This window comes from Psychromonas algarum, assembly GCF_004376845.1.
In the GTDB taxonomy this organism is placed as follows: Bacteria; Pseudomonadota; Gammaproteobacteria; order Enterobacterales; family Psychromonadaceae; genus Psychromonas.
This window is the reverse complement of sequence record NZ_SNUW01000009.1, coordinates 1-25,093: the sequence shown is the minus strand read 5'-3', so window position 1 is coordinate 25,093 and position 25,093 is coordinate 1. Positions and strand designations below refer to the sequence as shown.

At 38.7% G+C, this 25,093-nt stretch carries 20 protein-coding genes; 2 read left to right on the top strand and 18 right to left on the bottom strand.

What is annotated here, in order from left to right:
* Nucleotides 1–476: 476 nt before the first annotated feature.
* On the top strand, nt 477–1,172 hold the full coding sequence (locus E2R68_RS09455; protein WP_134277457.1) for a DUF2161 domain-containing phosphodiesterase: 696 nt from the start codon (nt 477–479) through the stop codon (nt 1,170–1,172).
* A gap of 70 nt (nt 1,173–1,242) precedes the next feature.
* Here the strand turns inward: E2R68_RS09455 and E2R68_RS09450 are convergent, their stop codons facing one another.
* The 17 genes from E2R68_RS09450 to E2R68_RS09370 all read right to left on the bottom strand — a co-directional run bounded on the left by E2R68_RS09450 (nt 1,243) and on the right by E2R68_RS09370 (nt 16,580).
* Nucleotides 1,243–2,472 (bottom strand): beta-ketoacyl-ACP synthase, encoded by a 1,230-nt coding sequence (locus tag E2R68_RS09450; RefSeq protein ID WP_134277456.1) that lies wholly within the window; start codon nt 2,470–2,472, stop codon nt 1,243–1,245.
* Nucleotides 2,472–3,197, bottom strand: coding sequence for a 3-ketoacyl-ACP reductase FabG2 (locus E2R68_RS09445; protein WP_134277455.1), 726 nt, complete (start codon nt 3,195–3,197; stop codon nt 2,472–2,474). Before E2R68_RS09445 ends, E2R68_RS09450 begins: the two co-directional genes overlap by 1 nt.
* Complete coding sequence (locus E2R68_RS09440; protein ID WP_134277454.1) at nt 3,190–3,660, bottom strand: hotdog family protein; 471 nt, start codon at nt 3,658–3,660, stop codon at nt 3,190–3,192. The genes E2R68_RS09445 and E2R68_RS09440 overlap by 8 nt, the downstream gene beginning before the upstream one ends.
* Entirely contained in the window at nt 3,650–4,837 is a 1,188-nt protein-coding gene (locus E2R68_RS09435) for a beta-ketoacyl-[acyl-carrier-protein] synthase family protein (RefSeq protein WP_134277453.1), read from the bottom strand. The genes E2R68_RS09440 and E2R68_RS09435 overlap by 11 nt, the downstream gene beginning before the upstream one ends.
* 54 nt (nt 4,838–4,891) lie before the next feature.
* Entirely contained in the window at nt 4,892–5,485 is a 594-nt protein-coding gene (locus E2R68_RS09430; RefSeq protein WP_134277452.1) for a DUF3261 domain-containing protein, read from the bottom strand.
* Nucleotides 5,482–7,803 (bottom strand): MMPL family transporter, encoded by a 2,322-nt coding sequence (locus E2R68_RS09425; RefSeq protein ID WP_134277451.1) that lies wholly within the window; start codon nt 7,801–7,803, stop codon nt 5,482–5,484. Before E2R68_RS09425 ends, E2R68_RS09430 begins: the two co-directional genes overlap by 4 nt.
* On the bottom strand, nt 7,787–8,410 hold the full coding sequence (locus tag E2R68_RS09420) for an outer membrane lipoprotein carrier protein LolA (protein WP_243834639.1): 624 nt from the start codon (nt 8,408–8,410) through the stop codon (nt 7,787–7,789). Before E2R68_RS09420 ends, E2R68_RS09425 begins: the two co-directional genes overlap by 17 nt.
* Nucleotides 8,403–8,831, bottom strand: coding sequence for an acyl-CoA thioesterase (locus tag E2R68_RS09415; protein ID WP_134277450.1), 429 nt, complete (start codon nt 8,829–8,831; stop codon nt 8,403–8,405). The genes E2R68_RS09420 and E2R68_RS09415 overlap by 8 nt, the downstream gene beginning before the upstream one ends.
* Nucleotides 8,832–8,902: 71 nt before the next feature.
* Nucleotides 8,903–10,444, bottom strand: a complete 1,542-nt coding sequence (locus tag E2R68_RS09410; RefSeq protein WP_134277449.1) for an HAL/PAL/TAL family ammonia-lyase — start codon at nt 10,442–10,444, stop codon at nt 8,903–8,905.
* Nucleotides 10,434–12,128: a glycosyltransferase family 2 protein gene (locus E2R68_RS09405; RefSeq protein WP_134277448.1), complete on the bottom strand. Its 1,695-nt coding sequence runs from the start codon at nt 12,126–12,128 to the stop codon at nt 10,434–10,436. The genes E2R68_RS09410 and E2R68_RS09405 overlap by 11 nt, the downstream gene beginning before the upstream one ends.
* A complete protein-coding gene (locus E2R68_RS09400) occupies nt 12,125–12,493 on the bottom strand; it encodes an ApeI family dehydratase (RefSeq protein WP_134277447.1) in 369 nt (122 codons plus the stop codon). The genes E2R68_RS09405 and E2R68_RS09400 overlap by 4 nt, the downstream gene beginning before the upstream one ends.
* Nucleotides 12,490–13,914: an AMP-binding protein gene (locus E2R68_RS09395; protein WP_134277446.1), complete on the bottom strand. Its 1,425-nt coding sequence runs from the start codon at nt 13,912–13,914 to the stop codon at nt 12,490–12,492. The genes E2R68_RS09400 and E2R68_RS09395 overlap by 4 nt, the downstream gene beginning before the upstream one ends.
* The gene (locus tag E2R68_RS09390; protein ID WP_208380193.1) at nt 13,904–14,545 is read right to left on the bottom strand and encodes a COG4648 family protein; all 642 of its coding nucleotides are present in this window, start codon (nt 14,543–14,545) and stop codon (nt 13,904–13,906) included. Before E2R68_RS09390 ends, E2R68_RS09395 begins: the two co-directional genes overlap by 11 nt.
* Nucleotides 14,545–14,802 carry an acyl carrier protein gene (locus E2R68_RS09385; RefSeq protein WP_134277445.1) on the bottom strand — a complete coding sequence of 86 codons (258 nt, stop codon included), beginning with the start codon at nt 14,800–14,802 and terminating at the stop codon, nt 14,545–14,547. The genes E2R68_RS09390 and E2R68_RS09385 overlap by 1 nt, the downstream gene beginning before the upstream one ends.
* Before the next feature lie 9 nt (nt 14,803–14,811).
* Nucleotides 14,812–15,066 (bottom strand): phosphopantetheine-binding protein, encoded by a 255-nt coding sequence (locus E2R68_RS09380; RefSeq protein WP_134277444.1) that lies wholly within the window; start codon nt 15,064–15,066, stop codon nt 14,812–14,814.
* 18 nt (nt 15,067–15,084) lie between these two features.
* Nucleotides 15,085–15,852, bottom strand: a complete 768-nt coding sequence (locus E2R68_RS09375) for a lysophospholipid acyltransferase family protein (protein ID WP_134277443.1) — start codon at nt 15,850–15,852, stop codon at nt 15,085–15,087.
* Nucleotides 15,849–16,580: a beta-ketoacyl synthase chain length factor gene (locus E2R68_RS09370; protein ID WP_134277442.1), complete on the bottom strand. Its 732-nt coding sequence runs from the start codon at nt 16,578–16,580 to the stop codon at nt 15,849–15,851. The genes E2R68_RS09375 and E2R68_RS09370 overlap by 4 nt, the downstream gene beginning before the upstream one ends.
* A 443-nt stretch (nt 16,581–17,023) precedes the next feature.
* Here E2R68_RS09370 and E2R68_RS09365 point away from each other — a divergent pair, with 443 nt between their 5' ends.
* Nucleotides 17,024–18,091, top strand: a complete 1,068-nt coding sequence (locus tag E2R68_RS09365) for a methyltransferase (RefSeq protein ID WP_134277441.1) — start codon at nt 17,024–17,026, stop codon at nt 18,089–18,091.
* Nucleotides 18,092–18,249: 158 nt separating this feature from the next.
* On the opposite strand, the gene E2R68_RS09360 is transcribed toward E2R68_RS09365, so the two are convergent.
* The coding region (locus tag E2R68_RS09360; RefSeq protein WP_134277440.1) for a VCBS domain-containing protein at nt 18,250–25,093 on the bottom strand (6,844 nt) is incomplete at its 5' end.

Sequence of the window (25,093 nt, the reverse complement as noted above, 5' to 3'; positions counted from 1 at the left end):
TCAATTATGGAAGAAAACAACTTATACAATTGCACTAAGAATGGGGTATTTATAGCTAAGATTCTCCAGCTAACAAACACATAAAATACATAGCAGACTTTCTAGAACGTTTCTGTAGGCTCGTTATGGTAACTTTTGATGTTGTTTAATCATCCATACAATTCTGTCATCAATCAAACTTAACTTGAATGTAACCTTATTAATATTGCGTTTAAATAACACAGCGCTTTCAACCGGCAATGGAGCAGAGTCAATAATCATTGCAATATCAGTGTTTTCATTAAAAGTGCGAGGAGAAAGATTTTTTTGGTAACTAGCTTGCGAGCATTCTCGGGTAATGAGGAGCATCCAGTTAATAATAAACAAAAAATAACGATAAAACGTGCTAAATGAAATCCTTTTACAACTAGTAGTTAGGGTTAATTTATTGCATTATTTTATATTAACTTAACCAACAAACTTAACGATTGATCTAGATGAAAAAAAAACTGCAAGAAAGCGATCTCTACACTCCAATAAAATCATACCTTGAGCAACTTGATTACCAAGTAAAAGGGGAGATAAAAGATTGCGATATAGTCGCAATAAAGGGATCAAAAGTTGTTATCGTTGAACTTAAATTAAGTTTAAATATCACTTTATTGTTACAAGCAGTTGATCGCTTCAACCTGTCAGATACTGTTTATATTGCCGTTCCCAAACAATGTGGTATTTATAAAAAACAAAGTAAACAAGTTAAAAAGTTAATTAAACGTTTAGGTATTGGTTTAATCATCGTAGATATCCAAGCATCACAACAATACGTAGAAGTTATCTGTGACCCACAAGAATACACACCACGACAAAATAAACGTAAACAAGCAGGGTTATTAAAAGAATTTGATCAACGTATTGGTGATACACAAAAAGGGGGCTCAACACGATCTAAAGCAGGTTTAACAGCATACCGTCAACGCTGTATTCGTGTTGCAGAGTATTTACTCACACATCCGCAAGCTAAAGGATCTGAAATTAATAAAGCCATTACAGAACCACAAGCGACAAGTTTTTTAAGTGGTAATTATTATGCTTGGTTTGAAAAAGTAGAACGAGGAATTTATCAATTGTCGGAAAAAGGAAAAAGTGAACTTCCTGAATGGTTAGAAAAAGCACAAAAAATAAAAGCGACATAAACAAAGCTCACTTCTAAGTGAAAATTTATTTATATCGCCTATATGACTATACAAAAAAGATAGTAAACACTTACATTTTTTTAAATATAAGCGAGGTATTAATTCCACCAAAAGCAAAATTATTGCTCATTACATACTCACAATCAATATCACGACCAGAGCCAGTAATATAATCTAAATCACCACATTCAGGATCAAGGTTTTCTAAATTAAGTGTTGGGTTAAACCAACCATTATTCATCATTTCAATAGCAACCCAAGCTTCAACAGCACCACAGGCACCTAAAGTATGACCAAAATAACTTTTCAAAGAACTGATAGGGACTCCTTTACCTAATGCGCCTTCCGTTGCATTAGTTTCTGCAATGTCACCACGATCCGTTGCTGTTCCATGTGCCGAAACATAACCAATTTTGTTAGCATCTAGATTGGCATCTTTTAACGCCATTTCCATACAAATTTGCATTGTTTCTTTACGAGGTTGTGTCACATGAGTAGCATCACAGTTACTTGCAAAACCAACTATTTCAGCATAAATTTTTGCACCACGTGCAACTGCATGTTCATACTCTTCTAGCACTAAGGTACCCGCACCTTCACCAATGACTAAACCATCACGATCTTTATCATATGGACGAGGCACTGATTTAGGAGCATCATTTTTCAGGCTGGTAGCAAATAAAGTATCAAAAACCGCCGATTCCGTAGGACATAGCTCTTCCGCTCCACCAGCAACCATAACTGTTTGTTTACCAAATTTAATCGCTTCGTAAGCATAACCAATCGCTTGACTGCCAGACGTACAAGCACTGCTTGTTGGGATAATTCGGCCTCTTAAACCAAAAAACAAACCAACATTAACAGCACTAGTATGTGGCATCATTTGCACATAAGTTGTTGCGGTAATTGCACGCGTACTTTTCTCATTAAGCATTACACCAAAGGCACCAACAGCATTAGTACTACCCGTTGATGAACCATAAGCCACGCCAGTTTCACCATTGGTTAATACGTCATTATCTATCAAACCACTTTGTACTAATGCATTTTCTGTAGCCAAAGTTGCTAATTTAGCAACTCTCCCCATGCCACGCGTTTTTTTACGAGTGTAATGTTTAGGCAATTCAAAGTTATCAATAGGTGCAGCTAACTTAGTATTCAAACCATCATACTGTTCATAACTTTCCATATACTGCGTTGCATTCTCACATGCTTTGAGTTTTTTCTGGACACTTGCCCAATCATTACCAAAAGCGGTAACACCTGACATTCCTGTAATAACGACTCTACGTTCAACCATTACACCATCCCTCCATTTACACTGATCACTTGACGGGTTGTATATGCGGCAATATCAGACATTAAATAACTAACAAGACCCGCAACTTCTTCTGGTTGTCCCATACGACGAAGTGGCACAAGCGGCAGAGCATGCTCTTTGACTTCTTCATTCACCATGCCTGTATCAACTAGTCCAGGAGCAACACAGTTTACAGTGATTTTTCGTTTTGCAACTTCCAATGCCAACGCTTTTGTTGCACCAATAATACCGGCTTTAGCAGCGCTATAATTGGTTTGACCTCGATTTCCTACCAATCCGGAAACAGATGCCATAGTGACGATTCGGCCACCTTTACGCAATTGAACCATAGGCATAATACAAGGATGTAAAACGTTATAAAATGCATCTAAATTGGTATGTACAACACCATCCCATTCATCGCCAGTCATTGCAGGAAAAACAGTATCATTAGTGACGCCAGCATTACTCACCACACCGTAATACGCACCATGAGCTTCTATATCTGCTTCTAAAACCGTACGGCATTGTTCTCGATCGCTAATATCAAACTGTAAAATACGACCACTTCCACCTAATTCGCTAATAGCTTCAAGCGTCGCTAATGCACCATTTTTATCACCCATATAATGCACGGCAATAGTAAATCCATCTTTAGCTAATTGTAGAGCGATTGCACGACCAATACCTTTACTTGCTCCAGTCACCAGTACTTGCTTAGTCATTATCTTTTCCTTTTAGCATTGTTTCTAATTGTTGGTTATTTGGCACAAATACGTTTAATTGTGCACTTGCTAATTGTTTGTTTTTACATTTTATCTGACAGGAAAATGCCCCCATGCCTTCACTTTCCATCAATTTTTCCGCATAAATATCAATAATTTCACCTTGATGAAAAAGATCAGATTGCGTATCGTAACGGCGAACACCTAACAAAAATCCAATAGGAGAAACCTGCTGTTTTAAAAAGTGTTGGTAACCAGACCATGCCGCAACCGTTTGTGCCATATATTCAATACCGACCCACGCACCAATGGCATTACTCTGAGAATCAAAAAAAGGGCTGTCTGCTGTTACAAATACTTGGCAATGAATCGTTTTTTCATCTGTATCAACGATATTATCAATTAATATCATTGGTGCATCATGCGGTACTAAGGATGCAATACTAGGGTATTTATTGGTCATTTTTTATTCCAAAAATTAAACTCATATTGTTACCACCGAATGCAAATGAATTGCTTAACAATATTTTTTTCTGTAATTTTTCAGGTTTGTTAACAAATTGAATAGGAGCTAAAGTAGGATCAAACTCACCATCATTGATTTGTACCGGTAGTGTCATATCTTGCGCTAATAACAAACAACAAATACTCGCTTCTAATATCGATGCTGCACCTAATGTATGCCCTGTTAATGGCTTTGTTGAACTTACTGGCACAGTATCTTTAAATAATGTGTATATCGCTTTAGATTCCATCGCATCGTTTAATTTAGTCGCTGTTCCATGTGCATTAATGTAACCAATATCATCAACAGTTAAATGCGCATCATCTAACGCTTTTTGCATCGCTTCTATTGCACCTTTTCCTTCAGGGTGTGGTGCAGATATATGATGTGCATCAGAACTATCACCAACACCTAGCAATGCTAAACCTGTTGTATTTTTCTGTTTAGATAACAACATAAATGCAGCTGCTTCACCGATATTAATGCCTTTACGGTTTTGACTAAAAGGCAAACAAGCTTCGCTCGAAAGGGCTTCTAAACCATGAAAGCCATTTAATGTTAATCGGCACAGAGAATCACTTCCCCCCACAATTACAGCATCAACTAAACCTGCATTTAATAAACGTTTAGCTGAGATAAACACACGAGCAGATGATGAGCAAGCAGTTGAAATTGTATAAGCAGGACCTTCAATTGAAAAATAATCAGCAACAAATTGCCCTAAATTCCCTACTTCCTGTTGGTGATAGTGGTAATCAACAGATAAACCTTCATTTAACGCGCTTTCACCATCACTAATGCCAGATGTACTGGTCCCAACAACAACAGCAATACGCTCTGCACCAAACTGTTCAATCGCTTCTTTAATAGAAGTTTCCATTGATAATAAAGCAGAAAGGGCCAAGCGATTATTATGAGTATTTTTATTAATAAAGTGCGCAGGAATGATCGGCAACTCACTTAATACTTTACCAACCACGGTTGCTTTACCATCATTCAACCAACCAGATTCTGAACACATAGCAGCAGGGGTTTTACCTAAAAGAGTAGATATTTGCTGCTCAGTGTTATCACCCAGCGCACTATTCATTGCCATCGCATGAATATAAATTGCATTATCTTGTGTATTATCCATTTAGCTTTTCATCATTTGTTATGTGTATTAGTTGATAACTCATTGTGTCAGCTTTTATGCCTTTGTTTCAATTATCACAGTGTAATTTAAACCTTGATGTTTAAACGTTATCTTGCCATCTAAATGTGTTTTTTTCTGATAATCAATCGTCACAACCACCTTGCCATTTTGATCAATTAATAATCGCTGTAACGCTGTTTCTTTTAGCTTCCAACCTATTGCTGCCAGTGGTTTATCCCATGAACTTTTAGGCCAAATAGAAAGCATAACATTAAATAAAACTTGCTCGGGTTGTGGTAATTTATCGGCAAATCCTGCAATCACATTTGTTTCAATTTTATTTCCGCCATCTTCACCCAAATAAGTCAAGCTCAACAACTTAACACCCCAAGCAGAGAACCCAGCTAACACAACTTTTTCTTGATCTACTTGTAACTGCGTTAGCATCTGTTGTTGATTAGCTTCTCCCCATTGAGCAGTAATAAGCTGACTAACATTAACATTTTGTTGTAGTTCTTTAGGCTGTGGTAAGTTAACAAACTGTCCAGGTGTTATTTCAACTTGCACTGGATGTGTTGCTTGTTGCATTTTAGGTTGCATAGAACAAGCACTCAACAATATCGATAAAACAACAATCATCCGCTTCATTTTTTAGTTCCTTTGTTCATTGCTAAAGGGGCTAATAACCACGCAATAATAATACCAGTCAAAACAGTTACACCGAATCCATAAATCGCTTGTGTTTCACTTAATGCTAATAACCCAAAAGATAACACAGTCGTAATAGCAGAAAGCGTGATCGCTAAGAATGTATTTTCACTGTTGATAGTGTTTTTCTGCTCAGCAAAAAATAAGGTGTAATCAATACCAATACCTAATACAAGTAATAAAGCGAGCAGATTAAAAATAGTAATAGGGATAGCAAATACCGCAGTAATAGCAAGCGCGGCAACACCAGCAATTAAAGGAGGAGTCATCACTTTACAAGCTTTCTTAACACCGTAATGCCATGCTAATAAAAGTCCAATCAGAAAATACACCGCTAGCAACATTTCACCAATAAACAGTCGATAATGTGAAAAAATAGCAGATATTTCTGCCGCTTTATCCAATACCTGTACATCTGCTTGTTGCTCAATGTAGTGAGCAACCAATTGCGGATCAGTCGCTGGATTAGTCACATCACTCAAAATAATAACGGATGCATAATACCCTGAAATATCACCTAACCATAAAAAACCAAGCGGCTCAGAAACAGGAGACATTAAATAATCACTGACTAATAACGGTTTAAAGCTTTGCTTAAATTCAATTGCCTCAGTTAAATTTAACTTGTTAGATAAACTTTCACCTTGTTGCTGATAAAGCGTTTCCACCAGTTGGTAATTTTCTTGCTGTGTTTTTAAAGAAGGAACAAACTGACTGACCGACTGGACACTTTTTATAAAACCTTGTGTTTTCCATTCATTAAACTGTGCTGATAATTGTTCTAGTCGCTGCAACAATAACTCTTCAGAATTCGCTTTAACTAATAACAAACGTTGATTATTACCCACACCAGTAATGTCTTTAATCGTGTGCTCTTGCGCTTTTAGATCCTCTGGCATCGTTTGTAATTGACGAATATCATCATTAAAAGTGATTTTAGTTAAGCCAATAAATGCAAAAATAATCAATACACTCGGTAGTGCAACTCTTAATGATTTATGTTGCCACAGAGCTAACCACGCCGTTAATAATCGTAAATTAGGTAATTTAGTTTTACTCGGAGAACGAGCCAGAGCGGGGTAACATAAAACAACCGTTAAATAAGCACTTAATAAACCAACAATAGAAAACAGTGAAAGCTGCTGTAAACCAGGGAATGGTGCAATTAACAAACCAAGATAACCAATTAAACTGGTCACTAAACCTAATGAAATCGCATTAAATATCTGTTTTAAAGCAAAGTCAGGATCCCACTTATTCTGTTCAGCCAGTCGCTCCGTAAGATAATGAAAAGCATAATCGATGGAAACACCAATCAAACTCGCACCAAACACTAAGCTAAATAGATGTACTTTCCCAAACACTAAAACCGTTGTAACAAATGCCACCAATAGACCACAGCCAATTGATAACAAAGCTAACATCAGAGGCAAGCTACTACGATAAACAAATAACAGTAATAAAATAATACCGATTAAAGAGCCAACACCAATTGTACTAATTTCACTTTTAGCACTTTCTGCTCCATGCGCTGCATAAAATAGTGAGCCCGTATGCAATAGTTTCACGTGAAACAATTGCTCAACATCAGCTTCTAAGATTTGTAATTGAGGCAATAAACTTTGCAATCGACTATCAAATGCATCACCGGCTAAATCCGCTTGAATGATCAGATATAAATCATCACCAACCTGACTTAGTAAGTAATTTTGATACAGTGAGAAATGACCATCACTGGTATTTCGCGCACTTAAAAAATCTCTAAATAATAAAAATGGATCAGATTTTAATTCACCACCAGAAACACCCGAAAAAGGATTATAAATCTGCTCAATAACATGGGTGACACGTTCATCAGGCGCTTGCGCTAGGTTGCTTTTATCTTGTTCACTTAATAACTGAGCACGATAGGGAAAGTATAACGATCCCCAAGCCTGTTGCTGATTTTCACTAATTTTAGATTCAACATGAGCAAATAAACCGATCGCTGTTAACGCATCATTAAAATAACTTGCCGCTTTAACTAAATTGTCTTTATCTTTACCTTTTATCAGAAAAACAACACGATTATTAATGTTGTCAGCGATTTGCTCAAAAGCTTGTTGAGCAACTTTATCTTGTTGATCTTTAGGTAATAAAGCGAGGATGTTTGTTTCTATGGGTAACTTATCCTGCATTACTGTTTGCTGAATCAGCAAACCAGCACAAAACAAAATAAAGACTCCCCATAGGAGTAAACGTTTAGAATTTGAACGCATCTTTTTCTTGCTGTGTTAAAGGTGCTTGTTGCTCGCTAATATTACTAAAGGTAATCAGCGAAGAGTCTGTATTGAGTTCCGTTAACGTCAATGATTTTATTTGTTCTTTTCCTTGAATTTTAATGCTTTTAAACACTTTATCTAAAGGCGCTTTTTTAGGCGTTAAATTTAATAACCAATTGCCTTTACCATCATCGCTTAATTGCATGCTAAATTGGCTTTCAAGTGAGCTCAAATCACCTTTAAACAAAGATAAAAATAGGTGGCTAAAGTAAAAAACCATCGGATTATCTTTTGCTTCAATAATCTCTGCTTCTTTACCTGAAAATTGCTGACGTAATTTATCTTTTGCTAACACCAACGACACAGGAAACGGGTTATTTTGCTGCCAAATCAACCCCTGCTCATGACTTAATAAAAATGTACCGTCAGAAAGCAAAGGTTGTTTAAACATTTGTAGCGATTTTGATTGTGTAAAATCACCACGTAAAACTTTCTGGGTTGTTAATTGTTGCTGTAATTGCTCAAGTGTTAAAGCTGATAATGAAAATGAACAAAGCAATAATAAACAGCAAAGTCCTTTATTAATTAAACGATAATTAAACAAAATAGGGCTCCAACTTCTCAGCTAATATTTTAGGAGAGGCAAAACACATCTCTTCCGTTTTCATATCAACAGCAACTTGTCGTGTATAACCTTTAGTCATACGTTTACCTGACTGCGCATCATAAATAACATAATCAACACGCAGATAATTTTCCCACTCAGCTAATTTAGCGGTAATACGTATTTCATGATTAAAAGGAATTGCTTGAACATATTTAACGTAACTATCGATCACCGGCCAGGCATAACCAGAAATCACCATATCACGATAGTTATAATTAATTTTTTCCATTAATAAACGGCGCGATTCTTCAAAAAAACGAAAATAGTTTCCATGATAAATAACCCCCATAGGGTCAGCATCTTGAAATGAAGTCACCAAAGTAACCTCTGCCATTAAATTAACTTTTTGCTCAGCCATGTAAAACTCCAGAGAGGTTAATGGAATAAACTAAGCAACTGATTAAGTATTATTAATCAGTTGCTTAGTTATTAGTATAAATCCCACTTCTCAGTTTGAATTAATTCCATAAACTTACGTAAGTCCGCTTCTAATGGGCGATCTTCATCAACAAACGTAAATTCACTTAATACTGAAGCAAGCATGGTTTTTATCCCATCACTCAAGTGTGACTCATTTAATTCATTTTCACGTTTACGAATTTGTAATGCTTGCGTTGCTGCTAATAAACAAGCCGCTGTAACTTGCTCTGTCAGCACTAAAATACGTAAACAATCACGTGAAGAGATTGTACCCATACTAACTTTATCTTGATTATGACATTCAGTTGAACGTGAAAAAACGCTCGCAGGCATAGTATGTTTAAGTGCTTCAGCAGTCCAAGCAGAGACACCAATTTGTACCGCTTTAAAACCATGATTAATTGGTTTACGAGCACCGGTAGCACCCGTCAAATTAAATGGTAAACCATTATTGAATTTGTAATCCATTAACTGCGCCATTTGGCGATCTAATAAATCAGCAATATTAGCAACAGCGACTTTTAATGTGTCCATTGCCATCGCAATATGACCACCGTAGAAATGACCACCGTGTAAAACACGTTCGTTATCTCCGTCAATAATAGGGTTATCATTAGCACTATTTAATTCATTCTCAATCATTGAACGTAACCATGGAAGCGTGTCCTGTAAAACACCAATCACATGCGGAGCACAACGTAATGAATAACGATCTTGTAAGCGGTCACTATTGCGCGGAGGACGTTCAGCTTGTAGGTCACTACGTAACCAAGCTGCAATTTTTTGTTGACCTGCATGTGGTTTAACAGCAAACAAAGCTTCATCAAAATGGAAGTCATTACCGTGCATAGCAACTGAAACCATTGCGGTAATTTTAGTGGCCACTTTTGCTAAATATTCAGCACGTTTAAAGGCTAAACAAGCTAAAGCCGTCATTACAGCAGTACCGTTCATTAATGCTAAACCTTCTTTTGGTTGTAGCACTATCGGTTTAATATTTAGCTCTTGAAAAACATCCATCGTTGGACGAATTTCACCTTTATAGATAACTTCACGCTCACCAATTAATACAGCAGCTAAATAAGAAAGAGGTGTTAAATCACCACTTGCACCCACAGAACCTTCTTCAGGAATACGTGGTGAAATATCATTATTAATTAAAGTAATAATCTGATTTAACAAGTCATGTGTAACACCAGAAACACCTTGAGAAAGCGAACACAGACGCGTTGCAAGCACAGCTTTAGATTGTTTTTCAGTTAAATTAGCACCTAAACCACAACCATGAAAACGTGTTAAATGAAGTGGTAATTCAGCCACCAAATCCGTTGGTATAGCAACCGTACAAGAATCACCGTAACCTGTTGTTACACCGTAAATAACACCATCTTCTTTTAATAATGATTCAAGAAAGGCAACACCCCGATCTATTTTAGCAACATATTCAGGGTTGCTATTCATCTCTGCATTGGCGCCATCTGAGATAGCAACAATGTCTTCTATTGTTAAGCGTCCTGCACCAAATTTAATGTTTTGCTGGTTATTTATCATTGCTTTTTCCAGTTAATTTCCAAAAATCAAAAAAGTTGTACCACTGTAGTGGTGCCTTTAATGTATAAAATTGTAAACGTTTTGCATATTGTGTTACTACATCTTGCAAAGCTTGTTCTCGGTTATGACGAGGTAAAAGTATTTGCTCACTAAAAGGCTCAAAATGCAGATCAAAATGCGCCTCTTTTTTACTATCATCACGTAAACCAAATAGTAAATACACAGGTGCTTTTAAAATTGAGGCCAATAAAAAAGGACCTTGTGGAAAGGGCGCTGGTTTACCAAGAAAATCAGCCCATACCACTTTATTTTCAACACTGGTTGACGTTCTATCGCCCACAATCACTACCCATTCTCCAGCATCTATTTTTTGATCTAACATAATTGCTGTATCAGGGCCGATTTTATTCACTTGGATAACATTAACACTTGAGTCTGGATTAACGGCTTGCATCACCGCATTAAAACGCGGCGCATGCTCAGTAAAAACTAACGCATTAATGGTTAAATCTTGATGACGTAGACTCAATGCTCTAAATAATTCTAAGTTGCCTAAATGAGATCCTAAAATCACACAACCACGTGGTTGATTTTGTGCTTCACTAATATGATCTTGATTATGAATGGTCAGATCTTTTACTGAAAAGTCACCTTTCCATGCAGCTAATTTATCTAAAATAGTTTCGGCAAAAGAGCTAAGGTGCTGATTAACCGTTAATTTTTTAGGTAATGGAATATCATGCTCTGCAGAATAATGTTTTAAATGGTAAAGATATTCTTGAGAAGCCGCTATCGAATTTTTTGCAAATAGACTGTAATAGTACATAACAGGCTTTAAACACCATTTAAAAACGCGACGCCCAAACAGAGAATAAATAAATAATAAACATTTAATACCGTAATAAGTACCTGACTCTGTTTGCTTTGACCAATGTTGTAATGATTTCTGTAAACGTTTTTTACGTGTTAATAAACTCGGTATACGCAACAACATACCTAAAATAAGCAGGGTATGCATTTTACTAATACGCACATTATCGGCAAATGGTTGAAAATGAGAAATACCATTTTCAGGATAAATCACCTTAGTGGTAATAAAGCGGATCTCAACATCATCCCAAAAACATTTCACCATCACTTCGGTATCAAAATCCATACGCTTGCCTAAGTGCTGTTTTGCAATCACTTCATTTAATCGCTCTACAGGGTAAGATCGAAAACCACACATGCTGTCTTTTATCTCAAAAGAGAGCGTTTCTAACCACACACAAGTATGCGTAAGATAACGACCATACAAGCGGCCTTTAGGCACACTCTCATCATAAATAGGTCGACCAGAAACAAGTGCTTCAGGGTATGTTTTTGACTCTTCAATTAATTTACTACAGGAAGCTAAGTCATGTTGCCCATCAGCATCAACTTGCAACGCGTGAGTAAACCCTAACTGCTGAGCTCTTTTAAGCCCAGCAATCACAGCGCCGCCTTTACCTTGGTTTTGCTCAAGGCGAATAATCTCTACTTTTGTGCCTAGTGCATCAATAACAACTTGTGTTTCTGCTTGGCTACCATCATCAATCACAATAACTGGCAGAGAGAAACGCTCTATAAGCTGATCCACTACCGCATGGATTGTATTGCCATGATTGTAACAAGGGATAAGAAAGCAGGGGTTAAACTGACTCATTTTGTCGCGTCCAATTTAATACGTCCTGAAGAACAACTCACCTCGTCATCGGCTGTATAAGAAAAATACAGTTTCTGTTTCTCTTTTTCCCAACGTAAAGTCAGTAAAACTTGATAGTTAGGTAAAATTGGCTGTTGAAATTTAATCACTTCCATTCCTGCAAAAACAGTGTCACAAGAAAGCAGTTTTTTACCGTAATAAATAGCCCAATCAATCTGCACAACACCCGCAAGTAATGGATAATTTTCAAAATGTCCTTGAAAATAAGTGATCTCAGGATCCACCTGTAATAATAGCGTTGCTGTATTTTCTACCACTTTTTGTTCAAGGATAGTGGCCTTGTATTGTGCTGTTTCACTGCTCATTTAAATAACCCTGCAATCTCTTGTTGTAAACGTTTACCCTGTCTATTCATTGGTATTTCAGGCGCAATACGAAAATGTCTTGGAATAGCAACCGGCTCCACCCAATCACGTAATGATTGACGAAGTTTTATCCAAAATTTTCCTTTACCTAAAGTGGCTAATTGCTGCTCACCTTGTGCAGTTAATGCTAATAGCGCACCTAACGTTGTACGATGTGGTTCAGTGACAACGACAACAGCACTTTCAGAAATCCACTCTAAGGCATTAAGGTGTGTTTCTACTTCAATTAATGAAACACGTTTTTCTTCAATTTTAACAATATGATCAACACGACCTTTTAATCTGAATTGATGATTATCTAATAATTCACATTGATCACTGGTTTGATAATAACCATCAACACTTGCCGCATCCGCTAAAGTGACATCGAGTTTCTCACTTAACCAAGGAGAGTTCAAAAGCAAACAGTTATCAGCATTTAATTTAATAATTACTTTAGAGAAAAAAGTCCAAACACTCTCGGCAGTTTGTTGCTGACGATAACCAATACCACCCGTTTCAGTACTACCAAAAACTTCAATCGCAGTTTGATTTAATAATTGTTTACATAAATCAGAAGCCGCACTTGAAAGAGGTCCACCCGATGAAAATACCGCACAATAATGACCTTGCTGACCTTCATCTAATAAACGCTTTAATAACGCAGGGCTACTGATTAACGTGTGTTGCATTGTGCCATTTGCAATAACTTGCTCAGGGTAAATAATATCTTTACGAGCAAACGCGGTACCTGCACATAAAGGCCATAACACACGAAATAACAAACCATAAATATGCTGGTGAGATACCGTACTAACCACTCGAGAATGTGCTAAAAAATGACCAAAGTTATCTTGTAGATTTTGTACTTCTTCTTGCAACGACAATAACGTTTTTTTAATCGCTTTAGGTGTCCCTGTTGATCCTGAAGTAAATAAAGTAATTTCGATAGCCGTTAAATCAAGGGCAAAAAAATCAACATCAGCAACAGATGTAAGCGATTGTTTAGTAAGAGGTAATGTTATAGAAGTTTGTTGAAAGAGTTGTTGTGTTAGATCTTTCTCTGCAGCTTGTGTCACCTGACCATCATCAATTAACAAATCAAACTCAGAAGCAAGAGATAACAACATGGCAGGTTGATGATTGCCGGGTAAAACCACTTTTTTATTCGCATAAATAGTGGCAAAAAAAGCCACAAGAAAAAAATAGCTATCATCGCAACAAATCGCAATAGACTGACAAGGTTTACTGTTAATAGCCTGAATTAAATGACGTACATCCAATACAAACTGTTGCCAACTAATATCCCCATCAGCATCAAAAGCAATAATAGTATCATCACGTTGACTTAATAAAAGATCAGCAAGAGAATTAAAGGACATTTTTATCTACTTGGTTATTTGCTGGTTTACTTGCTTGATTGTTTGTTTGATTGCCACTTTCATTATTCGCTTTCTCATTCTTTCTTTTCACCAATAAACGCACAATAAACTCAACAGCAAATAAAGCACCAGCAAAAAGATAACTAATTAAACCGTTATAAAGTGTCCAAGTGTGTAACGACATAAAAGTAGTAGCTAAAGCAATACTGCCATTCACCACAAAAAACAAACACCAAACCTTGGTCACACTGCGAGTATAACGAACGGCATAATCAGGTAAATTAGGCTCTTGTAAACGAGCAAAGCGCTCAATCATGGTCTCTTTTTGAGTCAAGCTTTGCGCAAAAATCACTAACATCAACGCATTCACAATCACCGGATAATAAGTAAACCATTGACTACTTTTAAACACTAATGCTAATAACGTTAACGCAACACCTGCGCCACCACTTAACCAAGCAATATACTTTAATTCACGTAAGCGAGTTTGATTACCACCAATCATTCTTAATAAAAAGAGTGCGCCTAATACACCAGCAACAGCACCTAAACCCCATTCATTTAATCCGTAATACACGGCAAAGGGGTAGGCGAATAAAACAAGTGCTGCAAGTATAGGAAAAAGTTTCACTACTTTTCTTTCAGCAACGTTTCTACTGAATCAACCACATCTTCAACAGTACGTACTAACTTAAACTCTTCAGGCTGAATTTTTTTACCCGTTAGTTTTTGTAAATGCACCACTAAATCAACGGCATCTAAACTGTCTAAATCTAATTCTTTGTATAAATTAGTTTCTAACTTAATGTCGTCAGCTTCTAATTCAAATAACTCAACTAAGGCTTGTTGAATTTGTACAAATATTTCATCTCTCGTTAAATCTTTCATCTTTATTTCCTATCGGTTTGCACTGATATATTTTGCTAAATTAGCAACTGAAGAAAAATGTTGACGAGTTTCAGTATCATCAGCATCTAACACAACATTATATTGTTTTTTAATCGCTAACCCGAGTTCTAACGCATCGATAGAATCCAAACCTAAACCTTCTCCAAAAAGAGGTGCTTCAGTTTCAATATCATTCACACTCATATCTTCAAGATTAAGCGATTCAATAATCAGTGTTTTTAATTCAGTTTCAAGCTCTTGCATCTATTTTCTTACCTATTTTTATGGAAAGAGAACACTGTTTAAGTGTTTGTTTAATTTTCTAACGGTTAGTGAAGGTGATTCATCACTATCAATAAATTCATCTATTGCCACTTTATCTTTAACTTCAACAATGAAAAGCGGTTTAGTCTCTGGAACTTGATACCACTTGCCTTGTTTTGTTAAAAATGAGGGCTCAACCGTAATATGAACAATACGCAAATCCGATGCTGTTTTCACTGCAATTTGTGCAGCGCCTCGTTGTAACGTTGAAGGAACACCTTTTGTGGTACGCGTCCCCTCAGGGAAAACAAGTAACACATGACCTGCTTTTAATCTTTCTTCACAATTAGTAAGCAATGTTTCGGGATCTTTATTTGGAATATACCCAGCTGAAGTAACAACACCACGCATAAATGGATTTTTCCAAATACCTTCTTTCACCAAACAGTCACATTGCTTTAATTGTGAAGTAATTAATACATAATCAATCAAGCTTGGATGATTAGCAACAATCAAGCAATCGCGATCATCTTTTAATTTTTCAGCACCAATTATTTTATAATCAATTGCGCCAGTAATACGCATCGTTTCGCAGAAAAAGTAAAAAGAAGTCTGAATAATTTTTTGAACTCTAAGCTCTCTTAAACTTTTATTTTTAATCGAAAAGGTCAACAAAGGAAAAACAACAAACGTAAGCATTAAACCGCCAATGCCAAAAAGAGCAAAACACATACCTGTTGCAAAAACGCGCCATTGTTTATTTAATTTTTGAGCAAATGAACTCATGAATGTCTCCAAGTCCACATAAAACGCTGATCGCTAATAATTTGTTGTGATTTATTTTGTAGCAGAAAGTCTATCACAGAGAAACTTTGTGGGAATAAATTGCTGAAACTTGAACGGTTTTTACACCAAGATAATTGATATTGCTCACCCGCACTTAAAATACTCGCAAAAGCATAACCTTGATAAGGTTTTTGATCTGCTTCTTCATATTTTTTGTATTGCACTGGCAACGGCTCATCAAAATCCACCACTAACACTCGTTTTGAAGGCTGTGCTTGTAAATAAATAGCCGCTTCGATTAAAGCGTGATGCAGTGTGCTTTCAACAGCAGCAAGGGAAGTAACAGGCGTTGCACGGTTTGCGCTGATAGTAAATAAACCCGCAGCCGTATTATGAACCGATTGTGAAAACGCCATTGGCGAAGCATCTTCACCTTTAATAATATCTTCTATTAATTTAACAGTACGTGTTAATTCGCCATGACGACTAGAAAAAACAATATAATCAATAGATTGCTCAGCTGAGACCTGTAAGGCAGCTTGCAAAGCAAGTTTGCTTAAACTGCTCATACGACGACGCATCATAGGCTTAATAAGATCAACCGGCACAGCGGACAATTCTTCAGGCCATGCACAATCGTTTTTTGACCAATTAATCCAGTCATCTTGTGTAATTAAACCCGGGGATAATGCAATCCAGTTGTCTATATTAAAATTTATATTATTCATTTAAAACACACGCTTATAATCAATTAATGCCTAGTAATGTTATCATTTATTACTGGCTTAAAGTATTTTTTTACCGCTATGTTCCATACAGCAGACAACTCATTAACTAGTTAAAGTTAAGCACCAATTTAGAGTGCTGTTTTGCGAAGTAGAGAAGCAATTATCCTATATAAATCTCAATATAAATAAAAATAGCAGGGTAGAATAAATTTTTTATTGGTTCAAACAAATAAATCCCCACCCCGTAAAAAGAGTAAACAGCGTTTTGTTACTTGATATATCAGCAGAAGTTATACAATATAAAATCTGAGTTCAACCATAACAGATGATTTATTGATTTCTAACAAGTTATATTGAATAACAAATACGCTTGTAAACAAACCAAGCAGTAGATGACACATCTGTATTTAAATAATGCCAATTAAATAAAGTAGAGCAATATAATGACTAACTTTCAAACAGACCCATTCAGTGCACTTGAAGCCAAAACAGAAGCTCAAAAACTCGCATTCGCGCCAATTACATTTCATACCGCACGTACATTACGTGATTTAGGTATTCTAGCGGTACTTGATAAAGCAGGGCAAACAGGCTTAAACGCACAACAAATCAGCAACCAATCAGGGGTCTCTGAATACGGCGTAAAAGTCTTATTAGACATGGCATTAAGCGCTCACATTGTAACTTGGAACAGTCCAAATTATATTATTGCTAAACTAGGTTACTTCTTATTACACGATGGCATGACACGCGCTAATTTAGATTTTACCGCCGATGTTTGTTATGCAGGCATGATGCATTTAACCGAAGCCATTAAAGAGGGCACTCCAGCAGGATTAAAAGAATTAGGTGATTGGCCAACAATATACGAAGGACTTTCTCGATTACCTGAACAAGCTAAAAAAAGCTGGTTTGAATTTGATCATTTCTATTCTGATCGTTCATTCCCATTATTATTAGAAAAAGTGTTTGCCCATAAACCAAAACGTATTTTTGATGTCGGCGGTAATACAGGTAAATGGTCACTTCAATGTGTAAATTACGATAAAGACGTAGAAATGACCATTATCGATCTACCACAACAAATTGAAGTTGCGATGAAGAATGTTGCTGATGCAGGATTTGCAGGCCGAGTTAAAAATCACCCAACCAACATGTTAGATAAAACATTACAACTGCCTACTGGCGCAGACGCATGGTGGATGAGTCAATTTTTAGACTGTTTCTCACCAATGGAAATTTTAAGCATCTTACAACGTGTACGCAAAGCCATGAAACTAGACGCTAAAGTTTACATTTTAGAGCTATTTTGGGATGCACAAAAATACGATGCTGCCACATTAAGTTTAAATGCAACCTCTCTGTATTTTACCTGTTTAGCGAATGGGAACAGTCGTTTTTACCGCAGTGAAGATTTCCTACAGATAGTAGAACAAGCGGGATTCAAAGTAACACAACGTACTGATAATATTGGGTTAGGGCATACCTTGCTTGAGCTAGAAGCTGTTTAAACTCAATCACATCACTTAAAAAAGTTAAAAATAAAACTTAAAAAGTAAAAGGCCATTATTCTCATAATGGCCTTTTTTATACTTATCCATACAACAAACATAAAGATTAAAAAAAGGGTTGATTACTACATTTTAAAGCAGCAACACCCCCTAATGGTTTAAGTATTATGTTGATCGCCTAAATTGCTATGTTGTAAGGCATCCGCCAACTTATCATCATGATGTGTAATATCCGTTGTATCAAGATCATGTTTAACATCGTGATCAAGAGGGTGCTTACCTAATTTATCATGATCATCATCAGATAATAAATTAACAAAAGCATCATGCCCATCATGTGCCGCTAAACCATGGTTTAAGACGTCACTCACATCATCAGCTAATGGATTATGACTAAACGAATTATCCATGTGTAACTGATCATCCACAACCGTTGTATGCTCTACATTGACCTTATTCACATCCACACCGGCTAACTGTAAATAATCATGCACCGCATCCGATAAATTTGTATTACCTTGTGCGGACACATCACTAGCTTCAGGATAGAACGCTTGGTGATTCGTAGCCGTTTTAGCCACTAAAGTATGATCAACAGCATCATGGTTATTAGCAGAATCATCAACCTGACCTGGTGTATGCGCCATATACAAGCTAGCTGCATCACTCATTTCCACGTGAGTAGCTACCGCAGTATGATCCACAACAGGGGCATCAGCAGGATCTACCGTTGCTGTAAACGTTGATGTGTCCGTAGTGTCTGGGGCATCGTGGCTCGATTTACTTAGCTGAACACTATATTCATGTGAATCTCCTTCAATCTTAAATTTAAGGTCATGTTCAGTAGTATCAAGTTGACGATAAACTAAGCGTCCATGCAACACATCATCATAAGTAACAGACTGCTTACCACCACCATCAATAAAAGTCTCTCCTCCATTATTTAAAAGGACAAGTTGAGCCCCATTTTGATGGCCGTTATGAATCGCAGGCACCTTAGTAAATATAATTTTAGTGGTAAGATCATCATGAGAAGTCAACCCTAATTGTGCAGGCGTCAACGGTGTATCAACGGAGCCCCCATGATTCTTAATCTCTTCAGCAGTCGCTAACTGAAGCGCTTGGCTACCACCAACTCCCTGACCGGCTATATGCGTTGTTACTGGAGGTAATGGCATATGTAGCGTTAAATCGGTAGAAGCATGATTATGTGCACCACCTTGGTTTTCTGTTGTGATAACCTTAATCTCAAGCTTAATATCGCCATGCAAAGTATCTGATACCTGCGCTTTAGCTCCTGCTATTTGTGCTTCTGTTAACTCCCAACCACCATGATTAGCTTTCTCTTGTACCTGCTGACCTTGAGCATCAAATAGTTCAACACCATCATGATGTGCAATGTCCACAACATAATGTTCACTACCATCTTGGTCATCAAGGTTTACCTGTAAATTAAGATCATATTCGTGGCTGCCAGGAACAGTATGTACGTTCTTAGCTGCTGCATGCATAATTTTGGGATGATCATCACTATTCTTTTTGAATCCCAGAACATCACCATTGGCAAAGAGCATGCCTTTTATACCATCGGCACGGTCAATGTCTATATCATGAGTAGTACTGCTGATGTCCTTTACATTATCCATATATTGGCCAGTATACTTGTTATTCATTTTACTTAACCCATTACCAAAATGATAATCGGAAGCCGAACCAGGTAAAAATAGATATGGATGAAAACCTTGGAGGTCTAATGTACCTAAATGTTCACCTTGATTAATCTTATGTAAATCAATACTACCCTGCACACTGAAACTACCATCGGGGTTATTTGTAATATGTAGCGCGTTACCATCAACGTGCACAATCGTTTCTGTATGCCCAGACTGACTACCGGCTGTTAGAGCAGTAGTACCCGTTAACGTAACCCCATCTGCATGTGCATCAATGTGAACAGCAGTTTGATGTACAGTACTCACATCATGGCCATCATCAATTTTATAAGTAAAATTAGCCGAATCTGTTGATGCTGTATGCGCAGCACCTTTAAAGGTTACCTTTCCAGCCTGAATATCAGCCAGAGAAACTTTGCTAACAGCATGAGCATCCAGCTGTATAGTTCCTTCATGAGTATCAGTAATATCAACCGATAAAGTATCTGTCGTGTCAACATCTATTGGATTACCAAAATTATCAGCTGTTAATACAATTGGTGTAGTTCCTTCAGGTGCCGTTATTTTTACACTATCATGCTGAACGGTTGGAGCATCATTAGTTCCAGTCAGATGGAAGGTAATCGCATGCGTTTGTGTACTACTTTCCCCAGAAGAACCTGTACAAGTAATAGGTATAACAATATCCAGTTTCTCACCTGCCGCTAAATAATTATAAGCTGGATCTGAAGGATCAAATGTATATGATCCATCAGTAGGGTTAAGTGTAAAACCAGCGACCGGAGGCTGCGCTGGGTCTAACGAGAAAGTAATGGCATCAATGGTATCACCATCATCAATATCATTAGCAAGTAGATGACTAGAAATCAGATGGCCACCTTCATCTACATTACGAGTGACTGTACCAATCAAGTATGGACTGTCATTCGCTCCCGTAATGTCAATGGTTAATGTACTATGACTCGTGCCACCCTCTCCATCCGTTACCGATACAGGTATAGAAATAGTTTCTGATACGCCTTTTGCTAAATGCTGATAACTAGCATGACTCGGGTCAAAACTCCATGATCCATCGGCATTTAATGTAAAGCCATCTACCTGTTGTGATGCTGTATAAGTTAAATGCTGGTTAGCTCCTGCATCAAAATCATTAGCCTGTAGCTGCCCAGTGACCTTGGCTGCATCTTCAGTAACTGAAACCGACGGTATCGCAGCAAAAATAGGGATATCATTAGTACCGGTAATGGTAATGGTTAAAGTTTGTTGCGCAGTATTACCAGCAGCATCGGTGACTTCATAAGTATACGAGTCAGTCACCGTTTGACCTGCAGGTATTCCTTGTACTGCTGGATGATTATTATTTAAATCAAAGGTATACGAACCATCTGCTTGCAAGTGCAAAGTACCGTAAGTGCCAATTTTATCGCCCGTATTAGTGACCGTTAACCCTTGATCATCATTGGTTAATACATTGCCATGAGTAACTCCTGCCGCTTGGTCCTCAGTGGCGGTATCGGTATCTGAAGCAGTCGTAGCATCAGTATCTACCGCGTAACTCGTACTTACTCTATTAACACTACTAGCATTGCCTGCATTATCATGTGCAGCGAAACTCGCACTGTATGCATGATTTGCCGCTAACTCACTGCCAGGGATATCAATACTAAATGCACCACTCGAGTCCACCGAGCCTTGATAATCTTTACCACCTAAGTGAATTGTCATCAAGTCTCCTGAAACAAAGTCTTGGCCAAGCACACCTCCAACACGACCTGTAACCGCAACAGTACCGGTGGATTCTGCGGCATTAATCACATTATCAGAAGTAATCTGATCAAACATCAACGGAGGCATTGGACGATCTGTGTCTAAGCTAATTGTTAAAGGTGAGGAAGTAACACTATTACCCTGCGTATCGGTTACCACCGCGGTGATGTCATGGTGACCATTTGCAGTCAATTCATGCGCAGCATCCGTAGTTAACGTCCAAGTGCTACCCGATACTTTAGTTGCCATGCCTAATGAGGTAGAGCCATCAAACACTTCAACTTGTGTCACATCAGAATCAACCCCTGTTAAAGTGAAGGTTGGTGTCGTGTCGTTCGTTAAGTTATCACTATGGTTACTACCCGAATCACTAGCATCAACTAAATCAACCGTTGGGGCGGTAATGCCCGTATCCACTGTCACAACCATGCCAGAAGAATCAACCCCAGTTGTCGCTGAAGGTGCTGTCGCCGTTGCCGTCAACGAATGCGCATCACCGCTATTGCTACCACTTAATGCAGATGTAGTGACTGAATAGTCTCCATTTACATCACTGGTTGTGGTCGCAACCACTGTTGTGCCATCTTTAATTTCCACCACCGAGAACGGTATATCAGTATGTCCTGTAATCGTTGGCGTGGTATCACTGGTAATTAAATCAGTTTTATCCCCGCTGTTACTTGCAGGATCGAGTGATATCGTCACCGCATTGGTAGGTGGCGTAATCGTTGGTAATGTTGGCATTGCATAATACGTTACAGTTGGCGAAGTCGGTACTTGTGCAACCACTACGGGGGGATTACCTGATGTAGTCGCCGCTGTCACCGTTGCCGTTGGGTCAAATTGAATGAACTGACTCACCGCCGCGCCACTAGAATCCGTCACGACCACTTCAAAAACTTCATGCCCAGAATAAATACCCGTTGCAGGATCGAATGCCATGCCCACCGCACTACTATGAGGGGCATAAGTGTAAGCCCCCCCCATTGTATCTATGGTTAAATCCCCAAATTGGCCATGTACAACGGTGGTATGTGCGGTACTATCAACAACCCCGTTGGGTGAAGAGTATGTCAATACATCACCCACATCCACATCTGAACCGACAAGTGTGCCCGTAATATGTGTCGTTTGAGTGATAGTTAATGTTGGCGCATCATTGGTATTATCCACTGTTAGCGCAAAGCTGGTGCTAACCCGTGCCCCCTGACTGTCCGTCGCGGTAACGGTAATCGGGAGTTTGCCCACATCGGCATTGCTTGGTGTGCCACTAAAGGTGCCCGTTGCCGCATCAAAATGCAGCCAACTTGGTAACCCTGTCGCTGACAGCGTTAAGTGATCACCATTATCCAAATCGTTAAAAGTATCCGATGGCAGTGCAAAACTAAAGGCCGTATCTTCCGTGGCACTTTGGGCGGTAACCGTATGCGTGATCGTTGGCGCATCATTGGTACCGACAACATGAACCGTGACCACTTGTTGCACCACACCACCGTGACCATCTGAAGCTTGAACAGTAAAAGGTAAATCAACCGTCTCATGCTCTGCTAATGATCTAGCTAGACCTCCGCTACCGCCTCCACGGAAAAACCATCGCCCATCATCACTGATAATAAAAGTACCATAACCAGTAGAGCCTGGGTTGTGGGATCCTGTTGGATTCACTATTTCCCATTTAGGTTGATCATTAGTGTCAATATCTGTCGCCACTAATTGTCCTTGAATCAGAACAGATTGCTGAAACCTAGACACTAATAGCGTGTTTTCAATATCTCCACCCGGAGTGATAACCGGCGCATCATTAGTGCCGGTGATATTAATGACTAGCTGCTGAGTATCGGTTCCACCATGCCCATCACTCACCGTCACTGGAATAGACACGCTTTCGGAAACACCTGCTGCAATATGTTGATAAGCAGCATGGCTAGGGTCAAAATCCCAAGTGCCGTCATTATTTAACGTAAAACCATCAACAGCATTCGCAACCGAATACATTAAATGTTGAGCATCGCCCACATCTGGGTCCGTTGCTTGCAATTGCCCACTCGCATGGGCACCATCCTCTGTAACGGTCACTATAGATATTGGAGATATAATCGGAGCATCATTGATATTGTTAACCGTCAAAGCAAAACTTGCCTCTACGTGCGCACCATAACTATCGGTTGCGGTAACCGTAATCGGAAGTTTACCAGCAACATCTGAATTGGTTGGCGTGCCACTAAAAGTGCCCGTTGCCGCATCAAAATGAAGCCAGCTTGGCATGCCTGTTGCAGAAAGCGTTAAGTGATCGCCATGATCGACATCAATGAATGTGTCTGCCGGCAAAGTGAAAGTGAACGGCGAATCTTGATTCGTCGTTTGCTCAGCAATCGGCAGAACCCCCTGGCTATGGCTAACAACGATTGGAGCATTATTAACCCCCGTAATATGGATCGTTAGTGTTTGTGTTGTGCTTCCACCATGACCATCGCTTACTTTAAAATGGAAGGTTTCCGTTGCCTGCTCACCTTCCGATAATGCTGCCGCATCAGTACTACCAATACGATATACCCATTGCCCTGACGGAGATAAAGCAATATGCCCGTACTCACCTTTATTTGGATCAGAATGTGTTGCTATGATTTCCCATTTAAGAGCATCACCAGTATCCACATCCGTCGCTGTCAACTGCCCTCTCACTAAAGATAGTGAAGTAAGCCTTGTATCTTCATCAAAACCATGACCACCATCAACCATTGTTGAGCTCACCACCGGATTATCATTGGTGCCGGTAATATTAATGACTAACTGTTGAGTATCGGTTCCGCCATGTCCATCACTGACCATAACAGGAATTGATACCGTTTCTGAAATACCGGCGGCAATATGTTGATACGCAGCATGGCTAGGATCAAAATCCCAAGTGCCGTCACTGTTTAACGTAAAACCATCAACAGAATTCGCAACGGAATACGTTAAATGTTGAGCATCGCCCACATCTGGGTCCGTTGATTGCAATTGTCCACTCGCATGAGCACCATCTTCAGTGACCGCCACTGTCGATAGGGGCGTTAACACCGGCGCATCATTAGTATTATTGACCGTCAGAGCAAAACTGGTACTGACTTGTGCACCGTGGCTATCCGTCGCAGTAACCGTAATCGGGAGCTTACCCACATCGGCATTGCTTGGTGTGCCACTAAAGATCCCCGTTGCCGCATCAAAATGCAGCCAACTTGGTAACCCTGTCGCTGATAACGTTAAGTGATCACCATTATCCACATCATTAAAGGTATCCGACGGCAGTGCAAAACTAAAGCCCGTATCTTCCGTCGCGGTTTGGGCAACAACAGGTTGAGTCACTATCGGTGCATCATTAGTACCCGTTAAAGTGATGGTCAAGGTTTGTGTGTCTATCCCGCCTGCACCATCGGTCACTGTCACGGGAATGGTAATGTCTTCGCTATGGCCCGCCTCTAAGTGCTGATACGCTTGATGACTGGCATCTAATGTGTAGCTACCATCAGCATGTAAGGTAAAGCCCGCCGGCAGTGTCCCCGTCGCCGTGTACGTCGCGCTA